The sequence below is a fragment of the Streptomyces sp. NPDC037242 genome, from assembly GCF_055604165.1.
This window is the reverse complement of sequence record NZ_JBVJUY010000025.1, coordinates 113,949-124,377: the sequence shown is the minus strand read 5'-3', so window position 1 is coordinate 124,377 and position 10,429 is coordinate 113,949. Positions and strand designations below refer to the sequence as shown.

At 69.6% G+C, this 10,429-nt stretch carries 6 protein-coding genes; 3 read left to right on the top strand and 3 right to left on the bottom strand.

Going from position 1 to position 10,429, the window contains the following annotated elements; translation table 11 throughout:
* Nucleotides 1-187 (top strand): substrate-binding domain-containing protein (locus tag ACZ7GJ_RS26985; protein WP_470755485.1); only part of this gene is annotated, 187 nt, incomplete at its 5' end.
* Nucleotides 188-318: 131 nt separating this feature from the next.
* On the opposite strand, the gene ACZ7GJ_RS26980 is transcribed toward ACZ7GJ_RS26985, so the two are convergent.
* Nucleotides 319-2,070 carry a glycoside hydrolase family 6 protein gene (locus ACZ7GJ_RS26980; RefSeq protein WP_470755483.1) on the bottom strand — a complete coding sequence of 584 codons (1,752 nt, stop codon included), beginning with the start codon at nucleotides 2,068-2,070 and terminating at the stop codon, nucleotides 319-321.
* Between the two features lie 556 nt (nucleotides 2,071-2,626).
* Between ACZ7GJ_RS26980 and ACZ7GJ_RS26975 the strand changes: the two genes are divergently transcribed.
* Nucleotides 2,627-5,551 (top strand): glycoside hydrolase family 48 protein, encoded by a 2,925-nt coding sequence (locus tag ACZ7GJ_RS26975; protein WP_470755482.1) that lies wholly within the window; start codon nucleotides 2,627-2,629, stop codon nucleotides 5,549-5,551.
* A 120-nt stretch (nucleotides 5,552-5,671) separates the two neighbouring features.
* Here ACZ7GJ_RS26975 and araA read toward each other — a convergent pair whose 3' ends face one another.
* Together araA and ACZ7GJ_RS26965 are read right to left on the bottom strand one after the other, a co-directional pair.
* Nucleotides 5,672-7,183 carry an L-arabinose isomerase gene (gene araA, locus ACZ7GJ_RS26970; RefSeq protein WP_470755481.1) on the bottom strand — a complete coding sequence of 504 codons (1,512 nt, stop codon included), beginning with the start codon at nucleotides 7,181-7,183 and terminating at the stop codon, nucleotides 5,672-5,674.
* 96 nt (nucleotides 7,184-7,279) lie between these two features.
* Complete coding sequence (locus tag ACZ7GJ_RS26965) at nucleotides 7,280-8,974, bottom strand: ribulokinase (RefSeq protein WP_470755480.1); 1,695 nt, start codon at nucleotides 8,972-8,974, stop codon at nucleotides 7,280-7,282.
* A 433-nt stretch (nucleotides 8,975-9,407) separates the two neighbouring features.
* Between ACZ7GJ_RS26965 and ACZ7GJ_RS26960 the strand changes: the two genes are divergently transcribed.
* A complete protein-coding gene (locus ACZ7GJ_RS26960) occupies nucleotides 9,408-10,403 on the top strand; it encodes an ABC transporter substrate-binding protein (RefSeq protein WP_470755478.1) in 996 nt (331 codons plus the stop codon).
* Nucleotides 10,404-10,429 lie beyond the last annotated feature (26 nt).

Below are 10,429 nucleotides of genomic sequence, written 5' to 3'. Positions count from 1 at the left end.
GCGTCTGATGGATCCGCCCCTGACCAGCGTGCGCCAGCCGATCGAGGAGATGGGCCGCACGATGACCAGGCTGCTGCTCCAGAAGATCGCCGAGGAGTCCCGAGCCGGCGCCGCCCCGACGCAGGGCATGGGTGAGGAGCCGCGCCGGGTGCTCCCGACGGAACTGGTCGTGCGGGACTCCTCCTGAGTCGCTCCGCCAGCCAGCCAGCCAGCCAGCCAGCCAGCCAGCCGGCTGCTCCGCACCGAGCGTGCCGAGGCCCGGAGCCCCGCCGGAAGGGAATGCTTCCGTAAGGCTCCGGGCTCGTCACCTGCCCTGCGTCACAGCGCCGGGTGGGCGTTCTTCATGAGCTCCTGGAACTGGGCGGAGAACCACTGGCCGGCGAGCGGTGCGTTCGGGAGGGACCCCGACATGCTGTTGCCGTTGCGTACGTTGCCCGTGTAAGTGGGGTCGCACATCCGGTCGAAGCCCTTGCCCTCGTTGTTCGGGATCTCCTTGCTCGCCCCGTCGGACTCGCCCGGGGGCTTGATCCACACGTAGGCGTCGATGCCGGCGGCCGGGGCCGCTTGAGGTCGTTCGCCGAGGCCGGCGCCGGACTGGTTGCACCAGTTGCCGAGGTGGATGCGCCGGTCGTAGCGGCCGCCGTTGACGTACGTGTCAACGCTCGTCAATGCGCCGGGTCCGGTCGGGCGGGCGGTGCCGCCCCAGCCGTTGCGGGAGGTGTCGATCAGCATGCCGATGTTGGCGTCGAAGCCTAGGGAGACCAGCTTGGTCCGCATGCCTTGGGCGTAGGACAGTTCGTCGGTGTAGCGGTTCCAGTCGACCCACTTCGACTGGCGCACGGAGGTGCCGTTGACGGAGTCCTCGATCTTGAAGTGGTCCTCCTTCAGGGCGCTGTAGTTGGCGGTGTTGACGATGAAGCCGTGCACCTTGGAGAGTGTGGAGCCCTCGGCGGTCGCGGCCTGCTTGAACATCTCGGCGGAGGCGCCGAGGTTGTCGTCCCAGCCGAGCCAGCCGTGGTGGCCGGCGTCGACGTAGTTGTAGACGTTGGCGATCGAGCCGAGCTTGTTCAGGGCGTAGCCGACGCCCTTGACGTAGTTGCCGTTGGTCTTCATCACGTCGCAGTTGGCGGTTGCGGTGGGGCGGCCGGAGACGTTGGTGACCAGGTTCGGCAGGGAGTCGATCTCGACGGTGGTGACGATCCGCAGCCCCGCGTACTTGCTCTCGGCGAGGATCGCGGCGATCGGGTCGATGTACTGCGTCTTGTACTTGTCGATCTCGGTGGGGCCCAGCTCGCCGTTGGAGGCGAGCGCGGAGCAGTCCCGTCCGGGCAGGTTGTAGATCACCAGCTGGACGACGAGTTCGCCGCTGCCCTTCTGTGTCAGGGCAGCGTCCAGGTGGTCGCGCAGACCCATCGTGCCGCTCGTGCCCGTGACGAGGGCGATGCGGTCCAGCCATACGGCGGTGGGCTGGTTGGAGACCCTGCTGCCGCCAGGTTCGGCGGCGGCATGGGCCGACCACTCGGGGTTCACGTACATCTTGGCGCCGGCGTAGGGGTTGTCGACCTTGCCGCCGGTGGGCGGAGGCGTGGTCGGCGGCGTCGTGGGCGGGGTCGTCGGGGGTGTCGTGGGGGGCTGGGTCGGGTCGGTGGCGCCGTTGCAGGTGACACCGTTGAGCTTGAAGGTCGCGGGGACGGCGTTCGTGCCGGTGTGCGAACCGTTGAACCCGAAGGAGGTCGAACCGCCGGTGGCCAGCGACCCGTTGTAGGACATGCTCTTCGCGGTCACCGCGGCCCCGGACTGGGTGATGGTGGCGTTCCAGCCCTGGGTGACCTGCTCGCCGTTCGCGTAGGACCACTCCACGGTCCAGGAGGCGACCGGGTCACCGGTGTTGGTGACGATCACGTTGGCGCCGAAGCCGGTGTTCCACTGGTTCGAGATCTGGTACTCGACCTTGCAGCCGGCGGCGGTGGCGGCGCCGGCGCTGGTGCCGAACGCCGTGGCCGTGGCGCCGGCGGCCGTGACGAGACTGAGGGCCGCCAGTAAGGCGGTGCGGGGGATGGTGCGGCTCATGTCGCGGAGTGCCTTTCAGTTCAGGGTGCGCAGGCGGTCGCACACCCGGTGCCGAATGGGGGGAGTGCCGTTGTGCGGAGGGGTGACGTCATACAGGGGGTGCCGTCATGCGGAGCGGGCCCGGTCGTCGGAACCGGGCGGTGGCGCGGTCGATGAACCCGTGTCCGCAGGTGTGTTCGCCGCTCTCGCCCGCGACCGGGGGCCCGGTCCGCGACCGAGGCGAGGCGAGGGTGGGGAACGGATGAGCCACTGGCTCGGGTCGTCGCAGGCGATCCCGGGAACCGGGAGGTACCGCCGTCGCGCGAGGTCAGCACTGCTCCGCCGAGCAGTGCTGGCAGATGGAACCGCTCCCACTGGTTGGGGCCAGACCGTAGCGCCAAGTGCCGCCAAGCAAAAGAGGAGTTGAGTAAATTCCTCGCAGATTGCTTTCGACTCTTCACACGTCTTGACGCCGTCGCGCCGCCTCTGCACAGTGGGAGCGCTCCCACTGGTTCAGAGCTTATGCGTAGCCGCTCCTCCCACCCCGTCTCCCCGAGCCGCGAGGAGAACCATCCGCATGCCGTCACATCCCCCACCCGGAATCCACGGACGACGCAAACTGCTGACCGCATCCGCCACGGCCGTGGCCCTCTCCCTCCCCCTGGGCCTCACGGCCGTCGGCGCCACCACCGCCGCAGCCGCGGCGGTGCAGTGCAGCGTCGACTACAGGACCAACGACTGGGGTTCGGGCTTCACCGCCGAACTCACCCTCACCAACCGGTCCGCGACCGCCCTCGACGGCTGGAACCTCACCTACGACTACTCCGGCAACCAGCAGCTGACCAACGGCTGGAACGGCGTTTGGACCCAGTCCGGCAAGAGCGTCCGCGTCTCGGCCCCGGACTGGAGCAAGACCGTCGCCCCCGGCGCGGCCGTCACCGCCGGCGCCCAGTTCAGCTACAGCGGGACCAACGCCGCCCCCACTTCCTTCGCCGTCAACGGCACCCCGTGCACCGGAGCCCACCAACCCCCGGTCGCCGTCCTGACCAGCCCCACCGCCGGCGCCGTCTACACGGCGGGCACTCCCGTCCCGCTGGCCGCCACCGCCGCCGCGGCCGACGGCGCCACCGTGGGCAAGGTCGAGTTCTACAGCGACACCACGCTCCTGGGCACGGACACCACGGCGCCCTTCACCCTGGATGCCACCGGCCTCGCAGCCGGTTCCCACTCCCTCTACGCCAAGGCCTACGACAGCCTCGGGGCCTCCGCCGAGTCGGCCCCCGTCGGCATCACCGTCGCCGCAGGCCCCGCACTCGTCGCCACCCCCGGGCAGTTCTCCGTACGCCGCGGGGAGACGGGCACCTTCGACCTGAAGCTCTCCAAGCAGCCGGCCGCGAACGTCACGGTGGGCGTCGCCCGCACCTCGGGCAACACCGACCTCGCGGCGACGCCCGCCACGCTCACGTTCACCCCGGCGAACTGGAACACCGCCCAGAAGGTGACGGTCACCGCCGGGACCACCGGCAGCGGCTCCGCCGTCTTCACCGTGACCGCCCCCGGCCACGCGAAGGCCGAGGTGACGGTCACCGAGTTGGCCGCCGACTCCACGTACGACGCACGCTTCCTCGACCTCTACGGGAAGATCACCAGCCCCGCCAACGGCTACTTCTCGCCCGAGGGCATCCCGTACCACTCCGTCGAGACACTGATCGTGGAGGCCCCGGACCACGGGCACGAGACGACGTCGGAGGCCTACAGCTATCTGATCTGGCTCCAGGCGATGTACGGGAAGACCACCGGGGACTGGACCAAGTTCAACGGCGCGTGGGAGACCATGGAGAAGTTCATGATCCCCACGCACGCCGACCAGCCCACGACGGGCTCCTACAACGCCTCCAAACCCGCCACCTACGCCCCCGAGCACGACCTGCCTTCGCAGTACCCGGCCAGGCTCGACGGGACGGTCGCCGCCGGCGTGGACCCCATCGCGGGCGAGCTGAAGAGCGCGTACGGCACGGACGACATCTACGGCATGCACTGGCTCCAGGACGTCGACAACGTCTACGGCTACGGCAACGAGCCCGGAAAGTGCTCCACCGGACCGGCCGCGACCGGGCCCTCGTACATCAACACCTTCCAGCGCGGGCCCGAGGAATCGGTCTGGGAGACCGTTCCGCACCCCACCTGCGACAAGTTCGCCTACGGTGGCAAGAACGGCTACCTCGACCTCTTCACCGGGGACGCCTCCTACGCCAAGCAGTGGAAGTTCACCAATGCCCCGGACGCCGACGCGCGCGCCATCCAGGCCGCCTACTGGGCAGACATCTGGGCCAAGGAGCAGGGCAAGGGCACCCAGGTCACCGCGACCGTCTCCAAGGCGGCGAAGATGGGCGATTACCTGCGGTACTCCATGTTCGACAAGTACTTCAAGAAGACGGGGAACTGTGTCGGGCCGACCATCTGCCCCGCCGGTACCGGCAAGGACAGCGCGCACTACCTGATGTCCTGGTACTACGCCTGGGGCGGTGCCACCGACACCTCGGCCGGCTGGTCCTGGCGGATCGGCTCCAGCCACGCGCACGCCGGCTATCAGAACCCCCTCGCCGCTTACGCGCTCAGCGAGTACGCCCCGCTGAAGCCCAAGTCGGCGACCGGCTCGGCGGACTGGGGGACCAGCCTCGACCGGCAGCTGGAGTTCTACCGCTGGCTCCAGTCCGACGAGGGCGCCATCGCAGGTGGCGCCACCAACAGCTGGCAGGGGCGCTACGCACAGCCCCCGGCCGGAACCCCCACCTTCCACGGCCTCTTCTACGACGAGAAGCCCGTCTACCACGACCCGGCGTCCAACCAGTGGTTCGGGTTCCAGGCCTGGTCCATGCAGCGGGTCGCCGAGCTGTACCAGCAGACGGGTGACGCCGCCGCCAAGACCGTGCTCGACAAGTGGGTCGGCTGGGCCCTGTCGAAGACCACGATCAACCCCGACGGCACCTACCGGATCCCCTCCACCCTCAAATGGTCCGGTGCCCCGGACACCTGGAACGCGTCCGCTCCCGGCGCCAACGCGGGGCTGCACGTCACCGTCGCCGACTACACCGACGACGTGGGCGTGGCCGCTTCCTACGCCAATACCCTGATCCACTACGCCGCGAAGTCCGGCAACGCCGAGGCCAAGCGCGTCGCCAAGGCCCTGCTCGACGGCATGTGGGCCCACCACCAGGACCCCCTGGGCCTCTCCGTCCAGGAGACCCGGACCGACTACAAGCGCTTCAACGACCCGGTGTACGTGCCCAGCACGTGGACCGGAAAGATGCCGAACGGCGACACGGTGAACTCCTCGTCCACCTTCGCCTCGATCCGTGGCTTCTACAAGAACGACCCGGCCTGGCCGAAGGTCGAGGCCTACCTCGCGGGCGGCGCGGCGCCCGTCTTCACGTACCACCGGTTCTGGGCCCAGGCGGACATCGCCCTGGCCATGGGCTCGTACGCGGAGCTGCTCGAATAACAGAGCGCCCCGCCCGGAGACGGCTCCGCGTACGACGAGGCCGGGCAGGCCCTCAGGGCCTGCCCGGCCTCTACACGTCCGCCCGTCACACGCTCTCATATGCACCGGGCTCCGAGCGGTTCACAGGCCCAGTGCGAGCCGGTGGTACGCCTGGTTCCAGCGGAGATCGCGCCGGAACTGCTTCGGGGTGGTGGTCTCGTCGATGAGCGCGAGTTCCATGCGGAGCATCTCGGCCAGGTCGTCGAGGTGGTCGGAGGTGAGGGCGGTGCTGAGGACGGTGTGGTGCGGCCCTCCGGCCGTCAGCCAGGATTCGGTGGAGGTCCGCAGGTCGGGGCGGGGCCGCCAGACCGCGCGGGCGACGGGCAGGGCGGGCAGCGGATGAGGGGGTGCCACCACGTCGATGTCATTGGCGATCAGGCGGAAGCGGTCGCCGAGGTCGGCGAGCCCGACCACCACGGCCGGCCCGGGGGCCGCGTCGAACACCAGGCGCACCGGGTCCTCCCGCCCGCCGATGCCGAGGGGGTGGATCTGACAGCTGGGCCTGGCGGTCGCGATGGTGGGGCAGACCTCCAGCATGTGTGCGCCGAGGATGAGCTCGTTGCCGGGTGTCATGTCGTAGGTGTAGTCCTCCATGAAGGAGGTACCGCCCGGGAGACCGGTGGCGGCCACCTTGAGGGTGCGCAGCAGGGTGGCGGTCTTCCAGTCGCCCTCTCCTCCGAAGCCGTAGCCCTGGGCCATGAGCCGCTGGACCGCGAGGCCGGGCAGCTGGCGCAGTCCGCCCAGGTCCTCGAAGTTGGTGGTGAAGGCCCCGAAGCCGCCCGTTTCGAGGAAGGTGCGCAGGCCGGCTTCGATGCGGGCCGCGTAACGCAGCGAGTCGTGCCGTTCGCCGCCCGGTCGCAGTTCCGGCGCCAGGTGGTACAGGTCCGCGTACTCCTCGGCGAGGGAAGCCACCTCGCTCTCGTCCGCGCTGTCGACGGCCTCCACCAGGTCGTTGACGCCGTAGGTGTTGACGGAGACGCCGAAGCGCAACTGGGCCTCGACCTTGTCGCCCTCGGTGACGGCCACGTCGCGCATGTTGTCGCCGAAGCGGGCGACCTTGAGGGTGGCCAGTTCGGATCGCGCGGCGGCCGCCCGGGCCCAGATCGCGACGCGTGCGGTCGTGACGGGATCGGTGACGTGGCCGGCCACGGTCTTGCGGGGGACGCCGAGACGGGTCTGGATGTGCCCGAACTCGCGGTCCCCGTGGGCGGCTTGGTTGAGGTTCATGAAGTCCATGTCGATGGTGCCCCAGGGCAGGGCCACGTTCGACTGGGTGTGGAGGTGCAGCAACGGCTTGCGCAGCGCGTCCAGTCCGGCGATCCACATCTTGGCCGGTGAGAAGGTGTGCATCCAGGCGATGAGCCCGATGCACCGGTCGTCGGCGTTCGCAACGAGGCATGTGCGGCGGATGGCGTCGGCGTCGGTCAGTACCGGCTTCCACACGACACGTGCGGGAATGCCGGCGACGTCGGCCAGGGTGGTGGCGATCTGCCGCGACTGTTCTGCGACCTGCTTCAGGGTCTCCTCCCCGTACAGGCCTTGGCTGCCCGTGAGGAACCAGATTTCCTGGGCGGGAGATGTTCGGCTGGGCACATGGACTCCTGGAGGTGACGTCCCGCAACGGGGGTGGGGGCGGCGGGCGGGTGGGGAAGTGGTGACGAAGAAGTGGTGGCGAACAGCGGGGCGGGGTCAGCCCCCGGTGCGGGTCGTGTCGCGGATGCTCCTCAGCCGGTGCAGCAGGCCGCCGACGGCGAAGTGGTCGTGCAGGAGCCGGTATTCGGCGAAGAGGGCGTCGTAGGCGTCGGCCCGGGAGGCGTCGGGCGTGTAGACGGCGGGCAGGCGGCGGCCCATGGCGGCGGTGGCCGTGCGTACGTCCGCATGCGCCCCGGCGGCTACGGCGGCGTGGATGGCCGACCCGAGGGCGGGGCCCTGGTCGGACGCGGCCAGGGAGACGGGGCGGCGCAGCACGTCGGAGTAGATCTGCATCAGCAGTTCGTTCTTGGCCAGTCCGCCGGCGACGATGAACTCGTGCACCGGTACGCCGCCGGTCTCCAGGGCCTCCACGATGACGCGGGTGCCGAACGCGGTGGCTTCGAGCAGCGCGCGGTAGACGTCCTCGGGGCGGGTCGCGAGGGTGAGGCCCGCGATGACTCCGGAGAGGTGGTGGTCGACGAGGACCGAACGGTTTCCGTTCAGCCAGTCGAGGGCGACCAGTCCGTGTCCGCCGACCGGCTGGCCGGCGGCTTTGCGGGTCAGTAGGGCGTGCAGGTCCTCGCCGCGGTCGGCGGCCTCGGCGAGGTAGTCCGACGGGACGCCCTGGTCCAGTACCCAGGCGAAGATGTCGCCGACCGCGCTCTGGCCGGCCTCGTAGCCGTAGGTCCCCTCGACGATCCCGCCGGCCACGACACCGCAGATGCCGGGAACGTCGGCGAGGACGGGGGAGTTCACGACGTGGCAGGTGGAGGTCCCCATGATGGCGAGCAGCGAGCCGTCCTCGACGGCCTGGGCCGCCGCCGCGGTGACATGGGCGTCGACGTTGCCAGCGGCCACGGCGATGCCGGGGCGCAGCCCCGTCCACGCTGCCGCCTCCGTGCTGAGCGAGCCCACTCGTGAGCCCAGCGCGGAGAGGGGGAATTCGAGGCGGGTGCGCGCGAAGTCGGCGAACCGGGGGTTCAGCGCGGCCAGGTACTCCTCGCTCGGGTAGGCGCCGTCCTGGTGGATGCCCTTGTAACCGGCCGTGCAGGCGTTGCGGGACTCGGCTCCGGTGAGCTGCCACACGATCCAGTCGGCGGCCTCGATCCACCGCGCGCAGGTTTCGTAGACGAGCGGATCCTCCTCCAGGACCTGGAGGGCCTTCGCGAACTGCCACTCGGCGGAGATCCGGCCGCCGTAGCGGGCGATCCATTTCTCCCCGCGGGCGTGGGCGAGTTCGTTGATGCGGTCGGCATGCGACTGGGCGGAGTGGTGCTTCCACAGTTTGGGCCACGCGTGCGGCCGTCCGGCGAGCTCGGTCTCGGCGAGGGGGGTCCCGTCGGCCAGCGTGGGCAGGACGGTGCAGGCGGTGAAGTCGGTGGCGATGCCGATCACCGCGGCGGGGTCGATCCCGGCCGCCGCCACGGCCTGCGGGACGGCGTGACCCAGTACGTCCCGCCAGTCCTGGGGGTGTTGCAGGGCCCAGTCCGGAGGAAGGTGCGGACCGCCGTGCGGCAGGTAGCGGTCGATGACGCCGTGCCGGTAGACGTGGACCGCCGCGGCCAGCTCCTGACCGTCGCGAACCCGCACCACCACGGCGCGGCCCGACAGCGTGCCGAAGTCGACGCCGACCGTGTACCGCTCCGATTCCTCGGAACAAGGGGTGGGCGCGAGGGGGCTGGGTGAGGTCAACGGAGTGCCTTTCGAAGGAGCCGCGGGGCGGCAGGCGGCGGCCCGGCAGGCGGCGTTGCCGCCCGCGATCGTGGCGGTCGGCCGGTGGGTCGAATGCATTGCATTGTGAGCGCTAACAATGTCGATAGGCAAGGGGTCTGCGTGGATCACGCGTGAGCTCCATCGACGCCGTGGCCTAGGCGGTAACGGGGAGGTAACGTGCGCAAGGGGGTTGAGAAGCTGGCTTGTTAGCGCTCACAATGCCACGGTGCCCCCTCAAGGGGGGTCCCTCTCCTGTCGACCCGGACGCCGGCCACCCCTGGACGTCGGCCACCCGGGCCGTCGTGCACCGCGGCACTCCGGGGACTCCTAGGACTCCTGGGACTCCTGGTGGGCAAAGCCCGGCCCCGGCCGTGCGGCGCTTCTTCCCGTACACCCCGAAAGGACACCCGGCATGGCTCGCAGAGCAGTTCTCGTCCTCACCGCCGCCCTTCTCACCTCCTCGTTGACCGCCTGCTCGACCAGCAGCCCCGCCTCCAGCTCCCCCTCGGAGGCCAAGGCGGGATCCGGAAAGACGATCACGCTCGGCTTCGCCCAGGTCGGCGCCGAGAGCGGCTGGCGCACCGCCAACACCAAGTCCGTCCAGGAGGCGGCGAAGAAGGCCGGGATCACCCTCAAGTTCTCCGACGCACAGCAGAAGCAGGAGAACCAGATCAAGGCGATCCGCAACTTCATCCAGCAGAAGGTCGACGTCATCGCCTTCTCGCCGGTCGTGGAGTCCGGCTGGGACACGGTGCTGAAGGAGGCCAAGGACGCGGGCATCCCGGTCATCCTCACCGACCGTGCCGTGGACGCCAAGGACACCTCCCTCTACAAGACCTTCCTGGGCTCGGACTTCGTCAAGGAGGGCAAGTCGGCGGGCGAGTGGCTGACCGCCGCCTATGCGAACGAGCAGGGCCCGGTGAACATCGTCGAGCTCCAGGGCACCACGGGCTCCGCACCCGCCAACGACCGCAAGGCCGGCTTCGCCGACGCGATCCGGGCCGACGGCAAGTTCAAGATCGTCGCCTCGCAGACGGGCGACTTCACCCGAGCCAAGGGCAAGGAGGTCATGCAGGCGTTCCTGAAGTCCCAGAAGGACATCGACGTCCTCTACGCCCACAACGACGACATGGCCCTCGGCGCCATCCAGGCCATCGAGGAGTCCGGCAAGAAGCCCGGTACGGACATCAAGGTGATCTCGGTGGACGGGATCAAAGACGCCTTCGTCGCGATGACCGAGGGAAAGATCAACGTCGTGGTGGAGTGCAACCCGATGCTCGGTGACCAGCTGATGGAGCTGACCAAGAAGGTCGCGGCGGGGGAGAGCGTACCGCCCCGCATCGAGACCCAGGAGGGTGTCTTCCCGCAGGACAAGGCCGCGGCCGCGCTGCCGTCCCGGAGCTACTGACGCAGCAGGTTCCGGTGCGGGAGGAG

Coding starts and splice junctions, on each gene's coding strand:
- ACZ7GJ_RS26980 (WP_470755483.1), bottom strand. CDS start 2,070: ATGAGCCGCACCATCCCCCGCACCGCCTTACTGGCGGCCCTCAGTCTC.
- ACZ7GJ_RS26975 (WP_470755482.1), top strand. CDS start 2,627: ATGCCGTCACATCCCCCACCCGGAATCCACGGACGACGCAAACTGCTG.
- ACZ7GJ_RS26960 (WP_470755478.1), top strand. CDS start 9,408: ATGGCTCGCAGAGCAGTTCTCGTCCTCACCGCCGCCCTTCTCACCTCC.